At 60.1% G+C, this 25,556-nt stretch carries 25 protein-coding genes; 7 read left to right on the top strand and 18 right to left on the bottom strand.

From position 1 onward, the window contains the following. Positions 1-75: 75 nt before the first annotated feature. Entirely contained in the window at positions 76-1,554 is a 1,479-nt protein-coding gene (gene lysS / locus ACOY6C_RS05630; protein ID WP_420904517.1) for a lysine--tRNA ligase, read from the bottom strand. Positions 1,555-1,815: 261 nt separating this feature from the next. Between lysS and ACOY6C_RS05625 the strand changes: the two genes are divergently transcribed. After that, the gene (locus ACOY6C_RS05625) at positions 1,816-1,980 is read left to right on the top strand and encodes a hypothetical protein (protein WP_420904516.1); all 165 of its coding nucleotides are present in this window, start codon (positions 1,816-1,818) and stop codon (positions 1,978-1,980) included. Between the two features lie 171 nt (positions 1,981-2,151). On the opposite strand, the gene ACOY6C_RS05620 is transcribed toward ACOY6C_RS05625, so the two are convergent. After that, on the bottom strand, positions 2,152-2,901 hold the full coding sequence (locus ACOY6C_RS05620) for a phospholipase A2 family protein (RefSeq protein WP_420904515.1): 750 nt from the start codon (positions 2,899-2,901) through the stop codon (positions 2,152-2,154). Positions 2,902-2,910: 9 nt separating this feature from the next. Beyond that, entirely contained in the window at positions 2,911-3,351 is a 441-nt protein-coding gene (locus ACOY6C_RS05615) for a hypothetical protein (protein WP_420904514.1), read from the bottom strand. 280 nt (positions 3,352-3,631) lie between these two features. Between ACOY6C_RS05615 and ACOY6C_RS05610 the strand changes: the two genes are divergently transcribed. Continuing rightward, on the top strand, positions 3,632-4,132 hold the full coding sequence (locus ACOY6C_RS05610) for a type II toxin-antitoxin system RelE/ParE family toxin (RefSeq protein ID WP_420904513.1): 501 nt from the start codon (positions 3,632-3,634) through the stop codon (positions 4,130-4,132). Then, positions 4,125-4,427, top strand: a complete 303-nt coding sequence (locus tag ACOY6C_RS05605; RefSeq protein WP_420904512.1) for a helix-turn-helix domain-containing protein — start codon at positions 4,125-4,127, stop codon at positions 4,425-4,427. The genes ACOY6C_RS05610 and ACOY6C_RS05605 overlap by 8 nt, the downstream gene beginning before the upstream one ends. Before the next feature lie 249 nt (positions 4,428-4,676). Here ACOY6C_RS05605 and recJ read toward each other — a convergent pair whose 3' ends face one another. The 3 genes from recJ to alaC all read right to left on the bottom strand — a co-directional run bounded on the left by recJ (position 4,677) and on the right by alaC (position 9,341). Continuing rightward, on the bottom strand, positions 4,677-6,431 hold the full coding sequence (recJ, locus tag ACOY6C_RS05600; RefSeq protein WP_420904511.1) for a single-stranded-DNA-specific exonuclease RecJ: 1,755 nt from the start codon (positions 6,429-6,431) through the stop codon (positions 4,677-4,679). 312 nt (positions 6,432-6,743) lie between these two features. Next, on the bottom strand, positions 6,744-8,054 hold the full coding sequence (locus tag ACOY6C_RS05595; protein ID WP_420904510.1) for a homoserine dehydrogenase: 1,311 nt from the start codon (positions 8,052-8,054) through the stop codon (positions 6,744-6,746). A gap of 96 nt (positions 8,055-8,150) precedes the next feature. Further along, positions 8,151-9,341, bottom strand: a complete 1,191-nt coding sequence (alaC, locus tag ACOY6C_RS05590) for an alanine transaminase (protein WP_420904509.1) — start codon at positions 9,339-9,341, stop codon at positions 8,151-8,153. Between the two features lie 334 nt (positions 9,342-9,675). Here alaC and gap point away from each other — a divergent pair, with 334 nt between their 5' ends. The 4 genes from gap (at position 9,676) to ACOY6C_RS05570 (ending at position 12,587) form a co-directional block, all read left to right on the top strand. Then, on the top strand, positions 9,676-10,677 hold the full coding sequence (gene gap, locus ACOY6C_RS05585; RefSeq protein ID WP_420904508.1) for a type I glyceraldehyde-3-phosphate dehydrogenase: 1,002 nt from the start codon (positions 9,676-9,678) through the stop codon (positions 10,675-10,677). A gap of 5 nt (positions 10,678-10,682) precedes the next feature. After that, a complete protein-coding gene (locus ACOY6C_RS05580; RefSeq protein ID WP_420904507.1) occupies positions 10,683-11,315 on the top strand; it encodes a class I SAM-dependent methyltransferase in 633 nt (210 codons plus the stop codon). Further along, on the top strand, positions 11,312-11,845 hold the full coding sequence (locus tag ACOY6C_RS05575; RefSeq protein ID WP_420904506.1) for a cytochrome b: 534 nt from the start codon (positions 11,312-11,314) through the stop codon (positions 11,843-11,845). Before ACOY6C_RS05580 ends, ACOY6C_RS05575 begins: the two co-directional genes overlap by 4 nt. A 139-nt stretch (positions 11,846-11,984) precedes the next feature. Further along, on the top strand, positions 11,985-12,587 hold the full coding sequence (locus tag ACOY6C_RS05570; protein WP_420904505.1) for a nitroreductase family protein: 603 nt from the start codon (positions 11,985-11,987) through the stop codon (positions 12,585-12,587). A gap of 284 nt (positions 12,588-12,871) precedes the next feature. Here ACOY6C_RS05570 and ACOY6C_RS05565 read toward each other — a convergent pair whose 3' ends face one another. From ACOY6C_RS05565 to ACOY6C_RS05510, 12 genes are all read right to left on the bottom strand, one after another. Continuing rightward, positions 12,872-13,768 carry a metallophosphoesterase gene (locus ACOY6C_RS05565; RefSeq protein WP_420904504.1) on the bottom strand — a complete coding sequence of 299 codons (897 nt, stop codon included), beginning with the start codon at positions 13,766-13,768 and terminating at the stop codon, positions 12,872-12,874. Between the two features lie 48 nt (positions 13,769-13,816). Continuing rightward, entirely contained in the window at positions 13,817-14,827 is a 1,011-nt protein-coding gene (pdxA, locus tag ACOY6C_RS05560) for a 4-hydroxythreonine-4-phosphate dehydrogenase PdxA (RefSeq protein WP_420904503.1), read from the bottom strand. After that, entirely contained in the window at positions 14,824-16,176 is a 1,353-nt protein-coding gene (locus tag ACOY6C_RS05555; RefSeq protein WP_420904502.1) for a peptidylprolyl isomerase, read from the bottom strand. Before ACOY6C_RS05555 ends, pdxA begins: the two co-directional genes overlap by 4 nt. Beyond that, entirely contained in the window at positions 16,160-18,424 is a 2,265-nt protein-coding gene (locus ACOY6C_RS05550) for an LPS-assembly protein LptD (protein ID WP_420904501.1), read from the bottom strand. The genes ACOY6C_RS05555 and ACOY6C_RS05550 overlap by 17 nt, the downstream gene beginning before the upstream one ends. A gap of 43 nt (positions 18,425-18,467) precedes the next feature. Next, positions 18,468-19,769 (bottom strand): bifunctional folylpolyglutamate synthase/dihydrofolate synthase, encoded by a 1,302-nt coding sequence (locus ACOY6C_RS05545; protein ID WP_420904500.1) that lies wholly within the window; start codon positions 19,767-19,769, stop codon positions 18,468-18,470. Next, positions 19,769-20,722: an acetyl-CoA carboxylase, carboxyltransferase subunit beta gene (gene accD / locus ACOY6C_RS05540; protein ID WP_420904499.1), complete on the bottom strand. Its 954-nt coding sequence runs from the start codon at positions 20,720-20,722 to the stop codon at positions 19,769-19,771. The genes ACOY6C_RS05545 and accD overlap by 1 nt, the downstream gene beginning before the upstream one ends. 112 nt (positions 20,723-20,834) lie before the next feature. Then, positions 20,835-21,722: a DUF4351 domain-containing protein gene (locus tag ACOY6C_RS05535; protein WP_420904498.1), complete on the bottom strand. Its 888-nt coding sequence runs from the start codon at positions 21,720-21,722 to the stop codon at positions 20,835-20,837. Positions 21,723-21,916: 194 nt separating this feature from the next. Then, positions 21,917-22,552, bottom strand: a complete 636-nt coding sequence (locus tag ACOY6C_RS05530; RefSeq protein WP_420904497.1) for a phosphoribosylanthranilate isomerase — start codon at positions 22,550-22,552, stop codon at positions 21,917-21,919. Between the two features lie 58 nt (positions 22,553-22,610). After that, positions 22,611-22,967, bottom strand: a complete 357-nt coding sequence (locus ACOY6C_RS05525) for a hypothetical protein (protein WP_420904496.1) — start codon at positions 22,965-22,967, stop codon at positions 22,611-22,613. Between the two features lie 148 nt (positions 22,968-23,115). Continuing rightward, a complete protein-coding gene (locus ACOY6C_RS05520) occupies positions 23,116-23,784 on the bottom strand; it encodes a hypothetical protein (protein WP_420904495.1) in 669 nt (222 codons plus the stop codon). After that, the gene (locus ACOY6C_RS05515; protein ID WP_420904494.1) at positions 23,781-24,554 is read right to left on the bottom strand and encodes a hypothetical protein; all 774 of its coding nucleotides are present in this window, start codon (positions 24,552-24,554) and stop codon (positions 23,781-23,783) included. The genes ACOY6C_RS05520 and ACOY6C_RS05515 overlap by 4 nt, the downstream gene beginning before the upstream one ends. After that, a complete protein-coding gene (locus tag ACOY6C_RS05510; protein ID WP_420904493.1) occupies positions 24,551-25,540 on the bottom strand; it encodes a hypothetical protein in 990 nt (329 codons plus the stop codon). Before ACOY6C_RS05510 ends, ACOY6C_RS05515 begins: the two co-directional genes overlap by 4 nt. Positions 25,541-25,556: the final 16 nt, after the last annotated feature.

The raw sequence follows: 25,556 nt of genomic DNA, 5'->3' as shown, positions 1-25,556 counted from the left end.
ACCCCGCGCGTCATGAACGCAACACCGGAAAGAGAATGCCAGAGCGCCCCGCCTTCAACATGCAGCCCCCGCGCATCATGAACGCAACACCGGAAAGAGAATCACATCGCGGATCGCCGCCGAATCGGTCAACAGCATGGTCAGCCGGTCGATGCCGATCCCCTCGCCCGCCGTCGGGGGCATGCCGTATTCGAGCGCCTGGATGTAATCGGCATCGAAATGCATGGCCTCCTGGTCCCCCTTCTCCTTGGCCGCCACCTGCATGCGGAACCGCTCGGCCTGATCCGCCGGATCGTTCAACTCGGAAAAGGCGTTGGCGATCTCCCAACCGCCGATGAACAGCTCGAACCGCTCGGTGATCTCCGGATTGGCGTCCGAACGGCGCGACAACGGCGACACCGATACCGGATAGTCGATGATGAAGGTGGGCGAAATCAGGTTCGACTCCACCAGCGCCTCGAACAACTCCAGTTGCAGCTTGCCCAGATCCCAGGCCGGCGCCACCTTGACCCCGCAACCGGCGGCCCGCTCCTCCAGATAGTCCCGATCCCCCACCCGCTCGGCATCGAATCCGGCATGCCGGGCCAGCGCCTCCCCCGGCGTCAGGCGCGGCCAGGGCGGGGTGAAGTCGATGGTCCGGCCCTGATGGGTGATCACCAGCGTGCCATGGAGTTCTCGCACCAGATGGGTGATCAGGGTTTCAGTCAAGGCCATCAACTCCCGATAATCCGCGTAGGCCTGGTAAAACTCCATCATGGTGAACTCGGGATTGTGCCGGACCGACAACCCTTCGTTGCGGAAGTTGCGGTTGATCTCGAACACCTTCTCGAACCCGCCGACGATCAGCCGTTTCAAATAGAGTTCCGGCGCGATGCGCAGGTACAAATCCCGATCCAGGGCGTTGTGGTGGGTCACGAAAGGCCGGGCCACCGCGCCGCCGGGAATCGGATGCATCATCGGGGTTTCGACCTCCAGAAACCCCCGCGCCTCCATGAAAGAGCGGATCAGATGGATCAACCGCGACCGGGTGCGAAACACCGCCCGCACCTCGGGATTGACGATCAGATCCACGTAACGTTGCCGATAGCGCGCCTCGACATCCTCCAGGCCGTGGAACTTTTCGGGCAAGGGACGCACCGCCTTGGAGAGCAACTTGAAGCCGCTCACCCGGATGGTCAGTTCGCCAGTCTGGGTCCGAAACAGATTTCCCTCCACGCCGAGAATGTCCCCCACCTCGATCTTGCGGAACACGTCCCGGTAGAGCGCCTCGCCCACCTCGTCGCGGGAGGCGGCGATCTGCATGCGCCCGGAGTCATCGGCAAGCGTCGCAAAGGTGAGCTTGCCAAAGTTGCGCAACAGCATGATCCGCCCGGCACAGCGCACCCGCACCGCAGCCAGCGTGTCGGCCTCGCTGATGGCGTCGTACTCGGCGCGCACCCGGCCCAGGGCGTCGTCAGGCTTGAAATCGTTGGGATAGGGATTGACCCCGGCCTCGACCAGGGATTGCAACTTGGCCTTGCGGGCCGCGATCAGGGGATTCTCTTCCTTGGACATGCGCACTCAATCAACTTCAAAGGGGTGAACCTCCGGAAAGCGCGCATGGCGGGATTTCCGGAGCCTGAAGGTACAATCGATTAAACTACCATATCCCCATCCCGCCCGTCACCATCCGATCACGCCCCTGCACCGAATGTCACAGCCCAAACGATTGCGATTGCATTCGAGCTGGCAGACAGGAGAAAATATCCCCATGGAAACATTCTAAAGAGACGCGCGAACCACAACCCCGAGAAACCGGGAAGGGAGATCAGGACGATGAGCACGATTGTGCTGGTGGGTGGACTGCTGGTGGCGGTCTTCGCCTGGGTGCTGTGGGTCAACAACCGTGACCTGCAAGACGTCTATTCCGACATCAAGCAGACGGAAGAGGAAGAAAAAGCGGAAGAAAACACATCGAAAGAGACCGGGAAGGCCGGGTAGCTCCCGCCACTCACAAACGACACCACTAAAAGATTGTCTGGTGATTCCGAGATCAATTCAGAAACACGAACAATAAAATATTTCAATATAATTTTATACTTATCACCTAAAGAACTATAAAAATCATATAAACCAACAAAAAAACTAAATTTCATACATATAATTATCCAATCATTTTTTCTTATCCATAAGAATGTTAATTTTTCGTTGAACCGTATTTTTAATACCATCTTGTGCTCCGCATTTTTTGAATGCCTGCTCGAAATCTCCTTTAAAGTGACAGTTCTTCATATTATAAAACTCACTATAATTATCTGGGCCCATGAATTTCATCGGCTTCTTTCCATTACAATTAAAAATTTTATTGCTTTCACGTATTTCTTTTACTAAAGGAGCCATAACAAAATTTATCGGTTCTCCCGTTCCGGCATTAGTTAAAGAAATCAATGTAAGTAAATATTTTTTAATTTCACCATCCCTCTCATGAATAGCGTATGCATGCATTGCATAATCGGCAATTTCATGAATTAAATACTGACACGCCTCAACATACGGTTCAGGAACACCAATCCCTGACTGTTTATTGTACCTGATCATTAGGGCTAAACTAGTTACGATAGCATTGTTATCGTAACTTTTAACTATCGCATCGAGATTGTAAAATAAGGCAGAATCACAAACCTGATCATCAATTGACAACTCATAACATATATCGTGGTATTTACATGCAAGATCTACATCATCAACCGTCTCTATTCTCTTTAGATACTCAATTCTTTCACTTTTTGATAATTTTTCATCAACCAAAGGTCTATTTTTTCCGCAAAAATTACCATATCGCCAAATCAAGTGAGTATCCTGCCCTGTTTGCAATCCTGCACATCCAGAAAGAACAATAAAGAAAAACAAAAAAAGTTGCAAGAAATTTTACTACTCATCACTTCCTCCACACTTAACACAAAAAACATTTTTTCTTGTGTTGAATACACAAACAAACAAATTGAACAGTATAAAAAATAACGCTATAATATGAATAAAGACAACAAGATACCATCTGTCAGAATAACTAACACCTTTATAAAAGTAATACAACAGACCGAGAGACTCTTGATTGTTACTCTTTACAAGAAAATCTATCAATAACTGCATAATCTCATAATCATCAATCAAACCCCTGCAATTAACAACCGAAAACAACATATACAACAACGCCGAAGATACTCTTACTGACAATATTTTTTCATTGGCTTTTTTATTTAGATTAACCAAACCCGCAAATATACCAACATGCAAAGACAAGAACATCCCCCATATAATATCAATTTGGTAACCATATCTTTCTATCAAAGCAAGATTTTCGTAAATGACCATTATTTGTTAACACCCTAACAAAAGATAAAATACTTCAATTGTGTCATGTTGATTCTATTTAATTTTTATGGCAAGTTCAAGCTAAAAAAATATTTTTTAATTATATTGTTTTTGCATTCTATACAATTGATAATATTGATTTTTTGTTATATTACCATCTAATTGTTATGCACTTCGCTTATTCGTCCCTCTTCAAACACAACACATGCCAATCCAGATAATAGCAGGAGCGAGGTCGGGATACCGACCACTTCCAATCGATCAGAATGGATCGCAGAACATGCCAATGAGGCCGGAAGGCACACCGACGCAGAGCGAAAAATACACGCACCACAAGGCAAAACCAGCAGTTTCCACGGATCAGGCGTTGAAAAATATCTCACCCAGTGATATGATAGAAACGATGAAACTCTTCAAGAACAGATGGTTCCACCGGTGGGCGCGAAGCGAAGGCATTTCGGATGACGTTTTGCGTGATGCGGCGACAGAGGTCATCGCCGGACAGGTCGAAGCTGACCTCGGAGGCTACCTGTTCAAAAAACGGTTGGCGCGTGCCGGTGGCGGAAAAAGCGGTGGCTATCGAACGATCATCGGTTATCGGAGAACGGATTCAAAACGACTTATTTTTCTCTACGCCTTTTCAAAAAATGCCAGGGCGAACATGACGGACAGGGAAAAATCCGTGTTAACTCTCACGGCAACAGGCTTTCTTGCCGCCACGGATCAACAAATTCAGCAATTGTTGGCAGACGGGGCAATTTTTGAGGTGAGCAATGCGTGAGATCCTGGATGTGGCCCACGAGATGGCCTGCGATCTGGCGAAAGTCGGTGCGCTGGACGAGATCACCATGCGCCAGATCGATGCTTTGTGTCTGCCGCCCAAACGCCCGTTCGGGTCAGAAGAGATCCGACGCATTCGCCTGGCCAATCATGTCAGCCAGGCCGTGTTCGCGCTCTTTCTCGGCATCGGCAAAACAACAGTGCAGCAGTGGGAACAGGGACGCAAGAAACCATCGGGTCCGGCCTTGCGGTTGCTCGATCTCATCGACCGCCATGGGTTGGCCATTCTGGGTTGATGGGCCGCTTGATGCCGCATCCCCTTTGAAGAAGCGTCCTATTCCGCAAGGGTATGCAAGATACGAGGGGCGTTTCCAAAAAACGGAAACGACCCTCGCGAAGGCTGCGCGCGGCGCCTTTTTCGCACACAGCGCGAAAAAGGCTTCTTTGTGAAGAGCGCGCCAAAGGCAAAATCAAAAGAACAAGTCAAAACCCTGGGAGAGGAATCTCCCAGACGCTCTCTTTTTTTTCAACAGTAACGTCCGGATTCATCCCACCGCCACCCGCGCATCCTTGATCAAAAACTGCACCCGCTCACGGTTGTGATAACGGTTGATCGACAAGGTACCGGCCACGTCCATGCGACCAGCCGGACGCAGCAGTCCCTCACCCAAAGGACCGGGCAGCACGCCAAAGGCGATCGCCTCCAACGCCCGATCGCGTCCATCGACCAGATGACACTTCACATGCTTGTCGTTCAACCCCTTGGGATCCATCACCCGCACATCACGGGCCACCCACACCGGTTCCGGATTGCCGCGCCCGAAGGGTTGCAACCGCTCGATGCGGCCCGCCAACTCCAAATCGATCGCCTCGAAGGGCAGTTCGCCATCCACCCGCAACGTCGGCAAAAAAACCTCCGGGTCGTTGCCGGCCCGCACCGCCTGATCGAACGCCTCGGCGAACGCTTCCACCCGGTTCGGCTGCAACGTCACCCCGGCGGCGGCACGATGGCCACCGAAAAATTGCAGATGCTCCGCGCACGCCTCCACCGCAGCCAACAGATCCACCCCCGGTATCGATCGGGCCGAACCCTTGCCGCCCCCCTCCCCGTCCAGCGCCACCACCACCACCGGACGATGATAACGCTCCATCAACCGCGAGGCGACAATCCCCACCACCCCCGGATGCCACCCCTCGCCCGCCACCACCAACCCCATGCGGCGCTCCGCCAGACCCAGCCGCTCCACCTGGGCCACCGATTCGGTCTGGATGCGCCGCTCCAACCCCTGCCGCTCCTGGTTGAACGCCTCCAACTGGGCGGCGATCTCGCGGGCGCGCTCCGGATCCTCGGAAATCAACAACTCCGCACCCAGCATCCCCCGTCCCAACCGCCCGCCGGCGTTGAGTCTGGGTCCGATCTGAAATCCCACCTGTCCGGCGCTCAACGAGCCGTGCAACCGGGCGATCTCCATCAACGCGGCCAGCCCGATCTTCAACCCGCCCGGCTGGGAGACCTGACGCAACCCCGCCGTGGTCAAGGTACGATTCAAGCCGGTCAGGCTGGCGACATCGGCGATGGTGCCGATGGCCACCAGGTCCAGCACCCCCTTCAAATCCGGCTCGCGCACGCCCGAGTTGAACCAACCCCGCGCACGCAAGGCCCGGTTCAAAGCCATCACCAGATAAAAGGCCACTCCGACCCCGGCCAACTCCTTGTGGGGGAACTCGTCATCACGACGGTTGGGATTGATCACCGCCACGGCGGGCGGCAACGCCTCGCGGGCCTGATGGTGGTCGGTGACAATCACATCCAGCCCCACCGAAGCCGCCTCCTCCAGGGCTTCGAACGCGGTGATGCCACAATCCACCGTGATCACCACCCGCACCCCCTCGGCATGCAGACGCCGCAACGCCGGACCGTTGGGTCCATACCCCTCGGCCATGCGATCCGGAATGTAGATGCGCGGAGGCTGTCCCAGGGCGCCCAGATAACGATGCAACAACGCACTCGAGGTCACGCCGTCCACATCGTAATCCCCGAAGATGGCGCACGGTTCCTTGTCCTCCAGCATGCGCACCAGCCGCGTCACCGCCGTCTCCATGCCCGCCAGACCCAACGGATCGGCCAGATGGCTCAACAAAGGCCGCAGGTACCGCTCCATGTCGTCCGGAGTCTTCAACTGTCGGTGGGCGATGATCGGAGCGAACAGCGGATGCAGGCCAAATTCCCGCGTCAAGCGTCGCTCGGCCTCGGTGACCTCGGCGCGGGTTTGCCAGCTCTTGCCTGTGAGTGAAAGCATGGATGCCCTTTCGGGAGATGGGACGGCGTTGGGGGGATCGGTTATGAGAAGAAAGGGCATTGATTGCCATGGAAACAGCCATACAAAGCTTTCCACGGCTCGGGGACAGGGACGCATGCGCGAATCGAAAAACAAGGTGAGGCGCACTCATTGGGCCAACGCGCAGGATGGGGGAAGATCCCCCTCACCCCCCGTATCGTGGACCTCCCTTCGAGCGTTCCACGGTAACGCAACGCGTCAGCCATCCCCTGTGTCACAATCCGGGGACCGGGCGCTCCCCGGCCCCCGCGACAACACACACCTTTGAACACCTCACGCCAGGGCCGACTCGATGCGGATGGCCCGTGGCGGCTCACGCACCGCATCGAGCAGCTCGATCTCCTCCATGGCCATGAACAGACGGGACTCGGTGGTCTCGTGGGTCACCATCACCAGAGGCACCGCCTCCACCGGAGAACGGCCCTTTTGATGGATGGCATCGATGGAGATGGCCTGTTTGGCCAGAATCGCCGTAATGTCGGCCAGCACCCCCGGCTGATCGGCCACGGCCAGACGGATGTAGAAACTCCCGCGCCGCTGGGTCGAAGTCTGGATCGGCATGGTGCGCAGGTGATGCACCGGCACCGAAAGCGGCGGCACGCGATTCTTCGCGCCGGCCTTGAGATCCCGCGCCAGGTCCATCAGATCGGCCACCACGGCGCTGGCCGTCGGACGTTCCCCGGCCCCGCGTCCGTGATACATCGTGGTGCCGGCGAAATCCCCATGCACGAACACCGCGTTGGAGACCCCTTCCACCGCCGCGACCATCGACCCTTCCGGCACCATCACCGGGCGAACCGCCACCTCCAGCATCCCCTCCTGCATGCGGGCCATGCCGAGCAGTTTCAACCGGTAGCCCATCTCGCGCGCCCAGGCGATATCCACCTCCGACACATGGCGGATCCCCTCCTTGTCGATGTGGGAGAAGTCCAACCGGGCGCCGAAGGCGATGGCGGTGAGGATCGCCAGTTTGTGGGCCGCGTCGATGCCATCGACATCGAACGAGGGATCGGCCTCGGCATATCCCTTGGCCTGGGCCGCGGCGAGCACCTCGGCGAAGGGCAGGCCCTTCTCGCGCATTTCGGTGAGGATGTAGTTGCAGGTGCCGTTCAGGATCCCGTACACCAGATCGATGCGGTTGCCCGACAGGCTCTCGCGCAGCGCCTTGATCACCGGCACGGCGCCGGCCACGGCAGCCTCGAAACCCAGCTGCACCCCGCGTGAATTGGCCAGGGCGAAAATCTCGTGGCCGAACTCGGCGATCAGCGCCTTGTTGGCGGTGATGACGTGCTTGCCGCTCTCCAGAGCGCGTCCGACCAGATCACGGGCCGGAATGATACCGCCGATCAACTCCACCACCACGTCCAGATCCTGGGCATCCAGCACCCGATTGACGTTACCGGTCAACTCGACGTTGCCCAGAGGCAGGCCGCGATCCCGTTCCGGGGTACGGGTGGCGATGCGCACCAGGCGCAACGGCACCCCGGCCCTTTGGGCCAGCAACTCCTGGTGGTTCAACAACAGATCGGCCACGCCGCGTCCCACGGTGCCAAAACCCAACATTCCGATGCGCAATGCTTCCAACGTTCATGCTCCCGATTGACTTGCCAGATGGAACGAGAACCCCTCTCGTTCCCCCGTCCATGAGCCTCCCTCTGTCGGGAGCGCCATGTTTCACCCTCAAGGCGCCACATCGCCCCCGAGATTCATGAAACGACGAATCCCCCGGATCGCCTGCCGGGTGCGGTGTTCGTTCTCGATCAGGGCGATGCGCACATAATGATCGCCGTACTGACCAAAACCGATCCCCGGACTGACCGCCACCTTGGCCTCCTTGAGCAGCAGCTTGGAGAACTCCAGGGAGCCGACGGACTTGAACTCGTCCGGAATCTCGGCCCAGACGAACATCGACGCCTTGGGCTTTTCCACCTTCCATCCGGCGCGATCCAGCCCTTCGATAAGCACGTCGCGGCGGAACTGGTAGGTGGCGCAGTGCTCCTGGATACACTCCTGAGGACCGTTCAGGGCCACGGAAGCGGCGATCTGGATCGGCTGGAACATGCCGTAATCGAGATAGGATTTGATGCGCGTCAGGGCATGCACCAGGCGCTCGCATCCCACGCCGAAACCCACGCGCCAACCGGGCATGCTGTAGGTCTTGGAAAGCGAATGAAACTCGATGCAGCGCTCCTTGGCGCCCGGCACCTGCAACATGCTCGGGGCCTTGTAGCCGTCGAAGCAGATATCGGCATAGGCGATATCCGAAATGACGAACAGGTCGTGTTCCCGCGCGAATTCGTTGATTTTGTAGTAAAAATCCAACTCAACCACCTGAGCGGTCGGATTGGATGGAAAGTTGATTACCAATGTTTTTGGTTTGGGCCAGGTGTTGCGGATCGCCTGGGTGAGCGCCTCGAAGAAGTCGGTGTTGGGCACCAGCGGCACATGGCGGATATCCGCGCCGGCCAGCACGAAGGCGTAAACGTGGATCGGATAGGTGGGATTGGGCACCAGCACCGTATCCCCCGGATTGGTCATGGCCAGGGCCAGGTGGGAGATCCCCTCCTTGGAGCCGATGGTGACGATGGCCTCGGTATTGGGGTCGAGTTCCACGTCGAAGCGGCGCTGGTAATAGGCACAGATCGCCTTGCGCAGCCCGTGGATCCCCTTGGAGACCGAATAGCGGTGGTTGCGTCCCTCCTGGGCGGCCTCGCAGAGTCGATCGACGATGTGCTTGGGCGTGGGTTGATCCGGATTGCCCATGCCGAAATCGATGATGTCCTCTCCCCGTTGCCGGGCGGCGTATTTGAGGTCGTTGACCACCGCGAAGACGTACGGGGGCAGTCTCTTGATGCGCTGAAACTCTTCCATGGTTCGCTTCTTGATTTCGTCAGGGTGGATGAAACCTTCAAGGAAACGATAATCGCTCCTTCAAGGGGAGGATAAACCAACGTCAGGCCCGTTGAAAGTGAAAATCCGTCACACAGGGTCATCCCACTCGGCCATCGGCTCGGCTTTTGAACCGAAAAAACCGCTTCCAAGAGGGAACCCGACGTTCCCGCCCCCGGTCTTAAAGCCAGCGGGTCACGTCAAGGATCTGCCAACAGAACTTGAAAAATGGGGCCCTTCTCTGGCAAGATAATGGTTTGGCGCGTGGTTCAAACCCACATTGGCCTCACCGGCCACCATCCCGCAAGGTTCCGTCATGACCATACGCATCGGCATCAACGGTTTCGGTCGCATAGGCCGTGCCATCTTTCGCGCGGCCTTGAGCGATCCGGCCTTCCAGGATCTCCAGGTCGTGGCGATCAACGATCTCTCCACTCCGGAGATCCTCACCCATCTGTTCCGGTTCGACTCGTTCATCGGCCCGTGGAAGGGGGAGTGTTCCCTGCACGGGGCCACGTTGACCCTGAACACCCATGCCTGTCAATTTCTCTCCGAGCCCCTGCCCGCCGCCATCCCCTGGCATCGGTACGGGGTGGACGTGGTGATCGAGGCCACCGGTCGTTTCGCCAATCTGGCGGATGCCTCCTCCCATCTGCGCGGTGGCGCCCGACGCGTGATCATCTCCGCGCCGGCCAAGGGCGAGGTCAAGACCGTGGTCATGGGGATCAACGAAGACGAATACGATCCGGATCGGGACCGGGTGGTCTCCAACGCCTCCTGCACCACCAACTGCCTGGCCCATCCGGCACGCCTCATCCTCGACCATTTCGGCATCAAGCGGGGGCTTCTCACCACCATCCACTCCTACACCGCCGACCAGCGTCTGCTCGACGCCCCGCACAACGATCTGCGTCGCGCCCGTTCCGCCGCCACCTCGATCATCCCCACCACCACCGGCGCCGCCGCGGCCATCGGACTGGTGATCCCGGAGCTGTCGGGTCGTTTCGACGGCATGTCGGTACGGGTGCCGGTGGCCAACGTCTCGTTGGTGGACATGGTGGTGGAGGTGGAAAAAAGCACCAACACCGACACCCTCAACGAGATCCTGCAAGCCGCCCAAACCCGTTACATGGGCTTCTCCAATCTCCCCCTGGTCTCCTCGGACTACCGCGAAGAGTCCAGGTCCGGGGTGGTGGACGGCCTCTCCACGCGGGTCATCGACACCACGGTCAAAATATTGATCTGGTACAACAACGAATGGGCCTACGCCCATCGTGTCCTGGATCTGATCCATCACATGCACGCCCTGGAGATCTGACCGCCATGAACACGCCACCCCGCCAGATCGGGGAGTTCACCGATTGGGAGAGCCGCTACCGGAGCGATGCCATCGACAAGCTCCCCTGGTACACCCCGGAACCGGATGGCGATCTTCTCGCCACCCTCTCCACCCGTGCCATACGCAACGGCCACTTCCTGGATCTGGGCACCGGTCCCGGCACCCAGGCGGTCTGGCTGGCCAGACAGGGGTTCCGGGTCACCGGCACCGATCTCTCCCAAACCGCGCTGGAATCGGCCCGCCGATACGCGCATGACGCGGGGGTCGAGGTCACATGGGTCATCGACGACATCCTGAACACCTCTTTGGCCGGTCCCTTCGATTGGATCTTCGATCGCGGCTGTTTTCACGTCCTGCCGCCGGAGCGGCGCGCCGATTATGTGGCAACCCTTCATCGCCTGCTCGCGCCGGGTGGTCTGCTCCTCCTCAAGACCTTTCACGTCCAGGAAACCCTCATGGAGGGTGGTCCGTACCGTTTCGACACCGCGACCATCGAGCAACTCTTCTCCAGCCACTTCCAACCGGTCGAAAGCCGCCCCAGCCGTTTCGAGGGAACCCTCGAACATCAGCCCGTGGCGCTCTTCACCCTTCTCGAACCCCGTGACCCGCGCCCATGAACCCGCCCATCCCCATCCGATTCGATCCGGTCGCGCGCCTGCTGCACTGGACCATGGCGTTTCTGTTGATCGGCATGGTGATGCTTGGTTTCTACGCCGCCAATCTCAAGCCCGACGATCCAATCGCCCCGCGTCTGTTCCACTGGCACCGCTCCCTGGGTGTGTTCGCCTTTGTCCTGGCGGTCATCCGTTTGAGCTGGCGTCTGCGTCACCCCCTGCCACCCTTCCACGCGGCCATGCCGGAGTGGGAACGACGGGACACGGTACGGATCGAACGGGGTCTCTACCTGCTCATTCTGGTCATCCCGATCACCGGCTATCTGGCCTCCACCGCAGATGGCAAGGCGGTGAGCGTGTTCGGTCTGGAACTCCCGGCGCTCCTCGAGGCCGACAAGGCGCGTGGCACCGCGTTGGCCGCCGCCCATTTCGGCACCGCGCTCCTGTTGACCACGCTCGCCACCCTGCACATCCTGTTCGTGTTCAAACACCATCATCTCGACCGGGATGGTTTGTTGTCGCGCATGTGGTAACATGGCCTCCACTTCTTTCCGACCAGAGCACGACCAGACTCATCCGGTCGTCTGGTCGCATCGTCCGAAAGATGGATCTCGGGTCGTTCCCTGCAAGGGACTCGATCCCAACCGATACTTTTTTTGAAGGAACATCAAGATGGATGTACTCGCCGCCATTGAGAACCGTCGTGCGGTCAAACGTTTCGATCCCGATCATGTCATGAGTCGCGAGGAGGAGGAGCGTTTGCTGCGTCTGACCATCCTTTCCCCCACGGCCTTCAACATCCAGAACTGGCGTTTCGTGGTGGTGCGTTCCCGTTCGTTGCGCGAACAGATCCGCGCCGTGGCCTGGGATCAGGCACAGATCACCGACGCCTCGTTGCTGGTGATCGTGTGCGCCGATCTGAAGGCCTGGGACAAGCAGCCGGAGCGTTACTGGCGTTCCGCCCCGTCGAAAACCCAGCAGACGCTGGTTCAGATGATTCGCGGTTACTATTCCGGCAACGACGCCTTGCAGCATGACGAGGCGATCCGTTCCGGAGGCATCGCGGCGCAGACGTTGATGCTGGCCGCGCAGGGGATGGGCTACGACTCCTGTCCCATGACCGGATTCGATTTCGAGGCGGTGGGGCGATTCATCCGCATGCCGCCGGATCACATCGTCACCATGATCGTGGCGGTGGGCAAGGCGTCGGCCCCGGCCAATCCGCGTGGGGGGCAGCTGGATCTGGATGAGGTGCGGGTGTTGGATCGGTTTTGAGGGGGGATGATTCGAAAAAACTGTCGCGGGGGACAACCAGGTAAACTGTCGCGAGGATCCAGGGGCCGGATCGGCCCCCGGCGAAGATTCGGAGGCAGAGCCTCTGAGGTTTTGCCTTTGCTTGATCTCTTTGTACCGTGGAACTCCCGAAGGAAGGGCCACGGTAAGGGGGGTGAGGAGGTTCTCCCACCCCTCATGCACGTTACCCGAACATCTCGCCCCCGGTCCCCGCCAGCTTTTCGACCCCGACCCGTTCTTCCCGCCCCGCGCCAGTTTTCACCCCTTCACCGATGAATTCCCAACAACTCCCGCATCTGCTTCTTGAACCGCTCCTCTCCACCCTGCCAATACATCTCCCGCGCGTTCACGAAATACACCTCACCCTTGCGGTCCACAATCGCCGCACCCAACAAACTCATCTTCGGCTGATTGTCGTTGTTCACCAACCGCACTCCCGGCGTCTCCATCTCGATGGCCTCGTCCTTCTGCACCAGAATGTTCGGACGATGACCATGCACCACCGTGTGAATGTCCAACTCTTTGAGCATGCGACTGATCTTCTCCGCACGCTTCTCCCCGTCGAAACTGCTCTCCTGATAATACAAACGGGCCTTCTTGATGTTTCCCATCAAAACCTTGCCCTCTTCGGACCGGAACAAGGCATGATGCCCCTCGTAAAACGCCTTGCGCACCCGATCGTTGAAACCATTCAAATCATGTTTCTCGGCTCGGATCTGCGCCAGGAATCGCAACAGATACAATGTTGGATAACCATGCATAAACAAGGTCTTGCCAAAAACGTGAATCAGATCGCGACCGTGAATGAACGCCTCTCGCACCCCACCCAAATAGGTGTATGCCCCCTTTTCCAACCGATGCAACACATCCAGCTCGTGGTTGCCATTCAAAATTTTAACATCACAGGTTTTTGGAGCGGTGCGTGATAAATGAATAAAATAATCAATCATGGCCAGGGATGGCGCGAATTTGTTCAGCCAGTCGCCGGTGTGGATCACCCGAATGCCATGCACACCCTTGCGCCAGTTCCCCTCCCGATCACACACCCCCACGATATGCAACGCATAATGCACCGCGCGCAGATCGTTGTCGGTGTCCGACAACACCACGGCAAAACGGGGTTCTTCGTGTTTATTGTGCTCTTTGTCGTGATGCTTGGACATCCCATCCAACCTTCCTGGTTGTCTCGCGAACCGAGCCCTAAACAGGCATCACCCTTGCCCCGATCGACGGTTGAAAGCGATCTGCCTGGCCGTCTCCAACGCCACCAGATACGAACCGAGATCGGCGACCCCCTGCCCGGCAATGTCGTGGGCCGTGCCATGATCCACGCTGGTGCGGACGATGGGGAGATTTAATGTTACGTTAACCGCATGACCGAAAGCCAACATCTTCAGGGGAATCAACCCCTGATCATGATACATGCACACCACCGCATCATACCCGGCCCGCGCACGGGCATGGAACAGGGTATCCGCCGGCAAGGGACCGCGCAATCCTGGAAAAGCCTCCCGCAACTCCCGGCACACCGGCTCGATCAGACGGATCTCCTCGTCGCCGAAGGCGCCCCCTTCGCCGGCATGGGGATTGAGCCCGGTCACCACCAGACGCGGTTCGGGCATGGCGAAATCGTGACGCAACGCCTGCAAGGTCGCCAGGATCAACCCGTGCAACCCCTCGCGCGTCAACGATCGCGACACCGATTCCACGGATTGGTGAATGGTGGCCAACACCACCCGCAACCCCTCTCCGGCCAGCATCATCACCGGCATGCGCACGTCCAGCAAACGGGCCAGAAGCTCGGTATGGCCGGGAAAATCGAAGCCTGCGGCGTGGATCGACCCCTTGTGGATCGGTGGGGTGACCATGGCGGCCACCTGTCCGGCCTCGGCGAGCCGACAGGCGGTCTCGATGCTTTCGACAACACAGGCGGCATGACCCGGATGGGGCTTGCCAAACGCGAACACCGTATGATCGACCGGATTCCGGGTGGCCAGGATGTCGAAATGGTCCGGCGCACCACCCGCATCGACCGTCACCGCGCCGAACACCCGAAACGGAATCGTCAAACCCAGATGGGCGGCGGTACGCGCATACACCTCCGGGTCGCCGACATGCAACAAACGATATCCGGATACCCGCTTTTCGGCAAAGGCCCTCAATACGATCTCCGGCCCCACCCCCACCGGATCGCCCATGCTGACCGCCAGAAGGTCGATCATCGGTACTCCACGAAAGCACGCAACCGGATATCGCGCAACCACTGATTATAACGCGCGTTGAGCTTGGACTCCATCAACCGCTCCTCCAACTCCTTGCGCCGCGCCTCCAGGGAGTCGGGAGCCAGCTCTTTTTTCTCCTCCACCAGGATCAGGTGCCAGCCAAACGGCGTGCGCACCGGCTGGGAAAGTTCGTTGGGACGCAACCGGAAGGCCGCCTCCTCGAACGGCGCCACCATCATCCCCGGCCCGAACCAACCCAACTCCCCACCATCCTTGGCACTGCCATCCTGGGAGATCTCACGGGCCACTTTCGCGAAATCGGCCCCTTTCATCAACTCCTGACGAATCTTCTGGAGTTTTTCCAGAACCTGACGCTCCTCCCCACCTCCGGCGCCCTCGCCGACCTTCAACAGGATATGCCGCGCCCGCACCTTGACCTGGCCAGAACCTCCCGTCCCCTTGCCCTGACGACTCTCGAGCACCACCACCACATGATACCCCTGCGGGGTACGAATCGGTTTCGTCACCTCGCCCGGTCGCATGGCAAAGACCACGGTCTCCAGCTCCGGCATGATTTCGCCCTGCTTGAACCAGCCGATCTCCCCCCCTTCGATGCCGCTCGGATCGTCCGAGAACTGACCGGCCAGATTGGCCAGCGACTCCCCGGTCCGCAACCGCCCGGCCAGTTTTTCCGCCAGTTCGGCCTTCTCCGCGACTTTGGAGGCCGAGGTCGATCCATCCACCGCCAGCAGAATCTGCCCCAAACGAACCTCCCTGGGTCCGCCACCCCCCTGGGAAACATCATGCAACGCCCGGATCTCGTCGTCCGACACCGACACCATGGGCCGGATCACCTTGGTGATCAGACGGGTCTTCAAAATCTGATCCCGCAATCCCTGACGATACCCCTCCGGATCGATCCCCTGCCGAACCAGGGCTTCGGGCAGCTTGCCGGGTGGGAGCTGGTTGTTGCGCTCCACCTGGGCCATGGCCGAGTCCACATCCTGATCCGAGACATTGAGCCCCATCTGTTCGGCCTTCTGCTCGCGCAGCACCCGTTGAATCAGCTCTTCGAGCACCTTCTGACGAAACTTGTCCTGATCGACGTTGCCGCCCTCCTGACGGATGCGCTCGAGCATGGGACGGGCCGCTTCCTCGACCTCGGAGGCGGTGATGACCCTGGGTTTGACCGGTTTTTCCGAGACGATGCCCGCCTCGACCACGGCCACGATCCGGTCCGATACCGCCAGCAGCTCCTGCCAGGCCGCGAACGTCAACAACCCGCCCAGGCCGATCGCCAGCCACGCCGGGACCCGACGACGCCCATCACCATCACGAAGAGAAGCCATAGCCACCCAAACCCCGCAACATGAAGAAGAATCCCACGAATCCGCCGCCGTGCTCGCTGGTCTGCGAGGAGAGATCGCGACCGCCGGAAAGCTCCAGGCTCCAACAAGAGTGCTCGTATGTCAAGCCGGTGCGCCAACTCTTGATGGCACTGCTCTCCAACGAGTAATCGGCAGTCTGTTTCCAGCGCCAGTTTTCATCCAGACGCAGCTGGGTCTGCAAGGATACGTCCTCCAAGGGATCGCGGCTTCCCTCGGTCAGCATCACCCCGGCCATGGGATCGGGACGGTTGCGATGATACCCCAGACCCACCATCACGTTGGCATCGCCGTAGTTGACCATGGACTCCACATACTCCATCAGGTTCTGATGCGGGTTGTAGCGCCCACCCAGGGAGAGCCCCCAGTGGCTCCAGGGGAAAAACTCGACCCCGGCCACCATGTTCGAAAAGGCTTGTCCCTGTTGGTACTCCCGATCCCCTTCCGGCGCCCAACGCTGTCCGATGGTGGCGTTCAACAGGTTGCGAATCGCGCCATCATCCTGGCGTCCGTAAAGACGCGAGGTCAAACCGTAGGTCACCCACTGCCCGGCGCTCACCCGGTCCTCGCCGGAGTAGAGATTGCCCGCATAGAGATTCGAAACCGTGAAGTTGCGCAGGGTGGAGTCAAAGTTCGGCAGACGGCTCTGATCCGAGGCGGAGATCAGGGCATATTGCACCGCCGGCTCCAGGGTATGCTTCCAGGCGCCATTGCCGTAGGTGCGCGACAGGTCCAGATCCAGACGCACCCGCAAGGAGGCCGATTCGCGCGCCACGGTCGAATCATAATCCAGACCGGTCTGATTGGGATCCCCCTGGATCCAGTAACCGGTCTCCCGCAGACCCAGGGCGCCGCTCACATGGCCGATCGGCAGGGTACGCCAATATTGCAGCTCGGGCGCCAGATCGAACCGCTGCGCCGCATCGCCGGAGAGTTGATAGAAGCTGTCGAACTTGGCATCGTTGTGCAGCGTGAAATGCCCCACCCGCGTTCCGCTCCCCTCCACGGCCCGATCCAGGGCATGGAGCGGACGATCGTCCGTGAAGCTCACATAGGGCAAACGCTGCACCGTGTAGCGGTCGTTGGCGGCATCCAGATTCTGGAACCACAGCGAACCGGCCTCGAAATTGGTGAAGCCGTTCTGACGCAGCCACAAACGATCGGCGATCAAATGGGACTCCAGACGCCGCTCGCGGGAGTCCACCAGCTTCTTTTGCTGAAAATCGTGCAGAAAATCGCGGGTCTGGCTGGCAGCCAGACGGGCATCCAGCTCCCAGCTCTCCAGGTCGTGACGGTGGGTGAAGAGCGTCAATCCGCGGTGCCGGTCCTCGACGGTATCGACGATGTTCAACGTGTCGAGGGTGCCGGTGTAGTTCTCCCCCATGTAGCGGTATTGCGCCTTGGTGAGCACGCCGCGCCGCGAGGTGGGGTGCAGGGCGAAGGTGGCATCCCGCTCCGGGGCGATGTTCCAGTAGTAGGGCAGATCCAGTTCGAAACCGTTGCCCCCGGAAACGCGCATGACAGGATACAGAAAACCGCTTTGCCGCTTGGGCATGAAAGGGTGCTGCCACCAGGGTGACCACAACACCGGCACATCCCCCACCCGCAGACTGGCCCCGTGGGCGGTCAGGGTGTTCTCGGTCCGGTCCACGTCGATGGTCTCGGCCACCAACTCCCACGACGGCGTTGCATTGGGTTCGCACTCGCAGGTGGTATACCGTCCCCGATCCATGGTGAAGGTGTCCTGGGACTTGAACACCACCTTGTCGGCGTTGATCTTACCCTTGGCGCCCTTGATCGTTCCGGAGACCCGTTCCATGCTGCCGCTGCGCGTTTCCAGATTCAGGCGCAGGTTGTCGCTGGTGAAAAGATCGCTGCCGCGCATCAGACGGATGTTGCCGGTGGCCTGGATCTCGCGTTGATCGATGAAATAGGTCGCCTCGTCGGCGTAAAGATCCACCCCACCCTCCTGGGAGAGTTTCACCTTGCCGCGTGCGGTGACCGATCGTTTGTCGTGGTCGATATCCAGGTGGTCGGCATCCATGTCGAGCGCCCGATCCTCGGCCCAGAGCGCCACCGGCGGCGCCACGATCAGCAAGGACAGCAGGGACAGCAAGGACGGCAGTCGCGCGCCGCGCGCCGCTCCGGTTCGTGCCGCGCCAGGCATGCCGCCATCTCGGGTGATCGGATGTTTTATGGAATCGCGCTTCATGCGTGGCCTCGGCTCGCTGGAACGTTTATCACAATCGATTCCCTTAACATAGCAGAGAACGGGCCTCTCCCACCAGCAACAATGAACCGGTCACCACCACGCGCCCCTCGGCACCAGCCATCGCGCGCGCGCGTTCCAACGCCTGACCCGTATCGTCGCAGGCGACAACGCGCCCATCGTCCGGCCACAACCCGAGCAATTCCGACGCGCTCCGACCCCGTGGGCCACCCATGGGCACCACGACCACCGCATCGGCCAGCGGCGCGAGCAGCCGCACCATGGTTTGGCCATCCTTGTTGTCGAGCACGGAAAAGAGCAGCACCGTCGGTCCACCGCCCCCAGCCGATTCCGGCGAGCGCAGGAAGCGTCGCAGAACGCGGGCGCCGTCCGGATTGTGGGCCCCGTCCAGCCAGACCGGCGGGGATCCCGGAAACCGCTCCAGCCGTCCCGGCCAGCACGCCGAACCCACTCCGCTCCGGATCGCCGCGTCGGACACCCCTAAAATCCCCTCGCGCCGCAGGCATCGCAGACCAGCCACGGCCAACGCCGCGTTGGCAACCTGATGCCGACCGGCCAGGGCCGGTCGCGGCAGCATCACCGCCCCGTCCCGATCCTCGAGACGCCACCAGCCGGCACGTCCCAGCCCATCGGCGAAGATGCGCCGGCGAAAATCCCGCCCTCCGATCGCCAGAGGCACCCCCCGGCGACGCGCGATCCCCGCCACCACCCGCGTGGTGGCGCGACCGGCGGTATCGACCACGGCGGGAATCCCTCTTTTCAAGATCCCGGCCTTCTCGAAGGCGATCCGCTCCAGGGAGGGACCCAGATAATCGCAATGGTCCAGGCCGATGGCGGTGACGATGCTCAACAGGGGGGTCACCACGTTGGTGGCATCCAACCGCCCGCCCAGGCCGGTCTCGAGCAGCACGATCCCGGAGCCGTTCCGAAACCGCGCCTGTCTGGCCACATGCAGAAAGGCCGCCGCGGTGGTCAACTCGAAAAAGGTGGTCTCCGCGTCCGGATCGGCGGCCAGGGTTTCGAGAAGGAGCGGGTCAAGCTCCCGATCGTCGATCGCGCGACCGTCCAGGCGGATCCGTTCGTTGAAACGGTGCAGATGAGGCGAGGTGAAACGGGCCACCGGGATTCCGGCGGCCCTGAGCATGGCTTCGAGAAAGGCGATCACCGACCCCTTGCCGTTGGTCCCGGCCACATGAATCACGGCAAGATGCCGGTGCGGATCGCCAAGTCGGGCGAGCAGACGACGAATCGCGGTCAGACCCGGTCGAATGGTCTCCGACGGGCGGCGTTCCAGGAGTTGACGCAGGACGGGGGACTCCCCGTCCATCACGGGGAGACCAGGGTTTTCGACTCCGCCGGCAGATGAACCGGATCCATGCGACCGCTCCGGCCCGCCTCGTCGCGATGATCCCGTCCACGGGTCAGGCGGTTGAGCAGATCGGCCAGTTGATCGCGCATTTCGTGGCGCAAGCAGATGCGATCGATGAAGCCATGCTCCAACAGGTATTCGCTGCGTTGGAACCCCTCCGGCAGGGTTTCGCGGGTGGTCTGCTCGATGACGCGCGGACCGGCAAAGCAGATCAACGCGTGAGGCTCGGCGAGAATGATATCCCCGAGCATGGCGAACGAAGCCGTGACCCCACCGGTGGTGGGATCGGTGAGCACCGAGATGAAAGGCAGGCCGGCCTCATCCAGGCGGGTCAAGGCGGTGGAGGTGCGGGCCATCTGCATCAGCGAGAGGATCCCCTCCTGCATGCGCGCCCCGCCCGAAGCGGAAAAAACCACATAGCCGCAGCCGGCATCCACCGCGGCCATGGCCCCCTGGGCGAGCTTGGCACCCACCACCGACCCCATGGAGCCGCCGAGAAAATCGAAATCGAAGGCTGCCACCACCGCCGGAATGGACTGGATGGTCCCCTTGAAAACCCGCACCGCGTCGTGGAGTCCGGTCTCTTTCTGGGCGTCGCGCACCCGGTCGCGATAGCGCTTGAGATCCTTGAACTTCAGAGGATCGGAGGGTTGCAGGTTGGCGAACAGCTCCCGGCGTCCATCGGGATCGAGGGTGATGTCGATGCGCGTGAAGCCGGAGATGCGGAAGTGGTGCTTGCAGTGCGGGCAGACATTCAGATTCCGCTCCAGCTCCTTGTGGAACAGGGTCTGTCCGCACGGTTCGCACTTGATCCACAACCCTTCCGGAGCGTGCTGGGCGCGACTCCCCTCGGATTTGATCTTGGGCCGGATCAGGCGGTTGAGCCAGTTCATCGGTGTATTGGACGTCATGGAATCCAGACTCCCCATGGTTTCCTCCCCTTCATGGCGCAAGAGAAAGGAATGCGTTGGTCAAACCGTGGATCTCCCTGGCGGGAGGTTCCATGGTCAGGAACATGGTCAATCAGGAGGCGAACACCTCGTCCACGGAATTGGCGAAGACGAAGTTGTCGCTCCATGTCTCGATCAGCTCCAGGTTCGCCGATCTGACCTTCTCAATCACCCAATCCGGCGTTTGGCCAAACTTGCGGCGCATCAGTTTCAGGAGCATGGAAGCGGCTTCTTCCTGGCGGCCTTCCTGGCGGCCTTCCTGGCGGCCTTCCTGGCGGCCTTCCTGCTTGCTCTCCATCTGCGCTTTCATGAACAACGGTCGCAGCACGTCGTTATCCATCACATTGAATGTCAGGGCCATCTCTTCAGCCTCCTTTTGGATGATCTTCTCAAGTCTCCTCAGCCTGGACAGAACGAACAGTTTCGTCAGGGCATCGGCCCGAGCCTTGGTCGGCAATTCGCTGATGCGGTACAAGAGTTCCCGGATCGTTTCCGTCTGCCGGTCCATCCGGCAGAGGATGGCCAGGATGTTCTCCTCCAGAAGCGGGCTGGCCAGCAACTCCTGGCAGTCGATGGTGCGGATGTCCACCACCTCGTAGCGAAAGAAGAGGTCTTTTTCAGCAATTGTCGTCCGCGGATCCCAGGATTCCAGTCCGACGTACAACACCTTCTGAACCAAGTCGCTGTCCGGATAGCGCTGGCGGATCAGCGCATAATAGATCAGCATCCGCCACGACATACCCTCGGATGCGCTTTGCAACTCCAGGTGCAGGATCGAACCGTCCTCCATTCGGAACACCAAGTCCGGCAGCCACTTCCGGGTGGATGCGAACTCCACGGAAAGCGATTCGATCGCCTGAGAACCGCTCAGAATCCGCAACAGCGTCTGGGGCAGGTGTTCGAACAGATCCTTGAGCGTGGTGTCGTACTGGGAACGGTTGTTTTCGTTCGTATTCTCCATCCGTGCCTTTTGATATGCCAACTCTCGATCCGCTACTTGTTCGACTGACCGACCACCCGGTCGGTTCCATGTCTTCCGCATGAGAAGGGTCAGCGGTTTTGAATCCGCAACACGGCGCGTTCCAAGACGAGGCGGAAGCCGAGGAGTCGGGATAACCCGGCTTCCACCCCGATCAATCGGGCAAAAGCCGATTGTCAGGAGCGGGAAAAAAGGGCTGCGGCTTCCCGCACCCGCCGGACGAATCCGATCATTTTCGCGGGATCCTTGATGCCAGGAGCCGCCTCCACGCCGCTGGAGACATCCACGGCATAGGGCTGCACGCGTCGCACGGCATCCGCCACGTTCTCCGGGTCGAGCCCACCGGCCAGAATCCACGGCACCGGAGGTTGGAACCCCGCCAGAATCGACCAGTCGAACGGCTGGCCCGACCCGCCGTAGTGACCCGCCACCTTGGCATCGAGCAGCAACCCCTGGACCGGATAGCGTTCCACGCCGATCAGATCCTCGGGGCCCGCGACCCGCAGCGCCTTGATCACCCGTCCGGGCAGATCGCGACAGGCCTGGGGGGATTCATCCCCGTGCAACTGGATCGCATCCAGCCGGCAACGCCCGGCGGTCTCCAGGATGGTTTCACGCGCCGCGTTGACGAACAGTCCGGTGACGGTGACGAATGGCGGCAGGCGCCGGATGATCGCCTCGGCGGACTCGAGGGTGACGCAACGCCTGGAACCCTCGAAAAAGACGAATCCCAACGCATCGGCTCCTGCCGCGCAGGCTGCCAGGGCATCCTCAAGGCGGGTGATGCCGCAGATCTTGACACGCGGAATCATCCGTCACGCCTCGGCAAACAATCCCCCGCGTCGGGCATCAGGGCGGCCATGGCAAGGATCACTCCTCGTCGCCGTCCCCCTCGCCATCCTCCTCTTCATCGTCCTCTTCGTCCTCGTCGCCCTCGATGCTGCCGACGACACGACCCAGGAAGTCGAAGATGCGACGCCCCTCTCCGAACCGCTTTTGATCCTCGTCCAGATCGTCGAGGGTCAACTCCGGATCGAAGGCGTAACGGACCGGTTCATCCTCGGCGATCTCCTCGTCCAGGACATAGATTTCGCACGCCTCCGGATACCAATCCTCGAGGGTGAATTTTCTCGACTCGTCCAGACGGGTGAGGATCGGCGACTTGTTGCCGAACTCCAGGGTGATGCTCTGGCCGGGCTTGATTTTGGCGACTTCGATGCTTTCCATGGGGCAGTGTCCCGAGATTTTGAAGCAAGGTGAACAAGGATGCGACCAATCACGAAGAATAACGAAATCGCCTCGCGCTGGCAACCGCGCAAGAGATCCACACCGAGGGTTTGTGTTCTTTTCAACGCCGTTCAGGGCGCGTGAGGCGCTATTCGGGCTTGCCGATCAACTCCGGCGAAAAACTCAAGGTGTGCAGACGCAGCGAGACATACGAGGTAGGATAGTCGGCCACCACGAACTCCACATCATCCCAGAAGAGCTTCCAGGGAAGACGCTCCAGATCGCGCAGATGCCGCACCAGATCGAAATATTGACCGGAAAAGCGCATCTTGAGGGTGTGTTGATGGATCGAACGCGCCTTGCCCTCTCCCTCGAGCAGGGTGACGGGCGGTTGCACTTCCAGGGAGATGAGCTTCAGACCGCTTTTGCCGGCCAGCATCTCTTGCAACAGCTTGAGCGTGTCGGCGGGGGAGACCATGCCCCCCAGTCCGACGCCCAACTGCTTGTCCAGGCTCTCCACCTCCTCTTTCATCCGTGCGATCCGCTCCCTGGCCAACTGATCCGGATGCTTGTCCTTGCGGGCCAGCACCTCCTGCTCGAGGGTGGCCATTTCGCGGATCCCCTTTTGCACCTGGCTACGCTGTTTTTCCAGATTGGCCCGCTCCCTGGTGAAGGGATCGAGGATCACCTGGGACCAGAGCGCGCCCAGGGCGATCAGCAGCAACGCCAGCAGTTGGATCCGCTCGCGCCGCGAAAACTTCTCCATGCGCGCCAGGCTCCCCTGCCACTGCTTCTTCAGATCATTCAGACCGCTCACGGCTTGGCGCCCTTTTTGGAATCCGGGGGATCACCGAGTGGAATGGCCAGGGGTCTGCTCATTTTCTTCATGCGCTCCTGATCCTCTTCCAGAGCCTTGCGGGTCTTCTCCATGATCTCCGGCTCCTTGTTGCTCTCCTTCTTCTCCCAGAACCGATCCAACTCCCGACCGGAGCCGGTATGCGTCTGGAACCGCAACAACTGGCTCTCCTCCCCGCCGGGCAGGATCCGCAGATGGGTGAAACGATACGCCGCGAACACCGGGCGACGCACGATCGCCTGAATCACCGCGGGAATGCTCTCCGGCTTGCTCCGCGCCGCGGCCCCCTCCAGAAGGATCTCCCGCCCGCCCTCAAAAATCCCGATACCGGTCAACCAGGCCCCATCCTGGGTGGTGGTGGCCATCTCCCGAAAGTAGCCGCCGAATCCCTTGTCGCTGCCCACCCGGCCATCCTGGAACATGATGAGCATGCGACTCTTGAGATTTTTTTCCTGGTCGAGCCGCTCGGCCTCGTGGGCCAACGCCGGCTGAGGCTCCCGCCGAGGATAGAGCGCGGAGAGTTCGGTCACCCGATTGGTGATGCGCTCCCGCTCCTGTTCCAACGCGCGCAGCGCCCCTCGATCCATGGAGAGCCTCCACTGGACGAACAACACCAATCCCAGGGTCAACACCATCAGAAGCAGCAGAAATCGTCCGATCGTGCCCAGCGCCAAAGGATCGAAACGGGGGTGGAAGATCTCCTGATAAAAATTGACCTCCTGCCGGCTCATGCCTCCTCCCCGCCCCTCTCCCGCATGGTGGCGCCGATGGCCGGCAGAAGCCGCGCCAGATCCGACTCGGCGACCCCTTCCGGACACTCCAGAATCTCGTTCACCGGCAAGGGCCGAATCCGCATCCCCAACCGCTCGGCCAGGGCCTGCCGGACCCCCTCGATGGGCACGACCATGGGCGTGATATGCAACGACGACGCCTGCCCCTGGCCAAAGTGGCTCTCGAAATAATCCATGGTGCGCTGCGCCTCCAGGGCGATCCGATCCATGAACGGCGCCCGGGTCACCCCGCCGCCATCGTCATCCAGATTCTCAAGCAGGGTATCGAATCCGTTCTCGAAACGCCGCGCCAGATAGAACTGACCACGTTTGATCATCATCACCATGCCGCTTTTTTTCTCCAGATGCAGCATCACCATGCCATCGTGATCGTCGGGCAGTCCCCGCGCCAGGTTGCGCAACGCCAACTCCGGGATGTCCAGGGCCGTCAGCTTCACCCCGGCCCCCTGAAAGAGCCGCACCAGGTCGCGCACCTCCGACTCCCTGGCCACGGCGACATAGATTCGGGTTGAATTGCCCGGCATCGCGAAGATCTCCACCACCGCCTGGGTGACCGGAAAGGGGATCTGATCCTTGACGCGCCATTTCATGGCCGCGTTCCACTCCTCGCGCGGCAACTCCGGGGCGTCGGCGGGAAAAAGCACGTAGGCGGAACGGTCCAGCACGCCCACGAAACGGGCCTTTTCGAGTTTGTGGCTCTTGACGAGCCCCTGGGCCACCTTGGCGGCGGTCTGTCCCTTGGGGACCGGGGAGAAAACGCACACCTCGAGACGTGGCCTCTCCCCCTCCGGAAACAGCACATGCACCAACCCGACCCCGTCGGGAGAGGCGTGCAGCGCGGCCACCCCCTCGGCTTTCTTCCGGGAGCGCTTGAAGAACTTCTTGAGATCGACCGGCTCCCTCAGCCCCCGCCAACCGTCGGGCACGCGGAGGGTCAAACGC

Source organism: Candidatus Magnetaquiglobus chichijimensis (assembly GCF_045865675.1).
Taxonomy (GTDB): Bacteria; Pseudomonadota; Magnetococcia; order Magnetococcales; family Magnetaquicoccaceae; genus Magnetaquiglobus; species Magnetaquiglobus chichijimensis.
The sequence above is the reverse complement of the archived record's forward strand: the minus strand, read 5'-3'. Positions and strand labels throughout refer to the sequence as shown.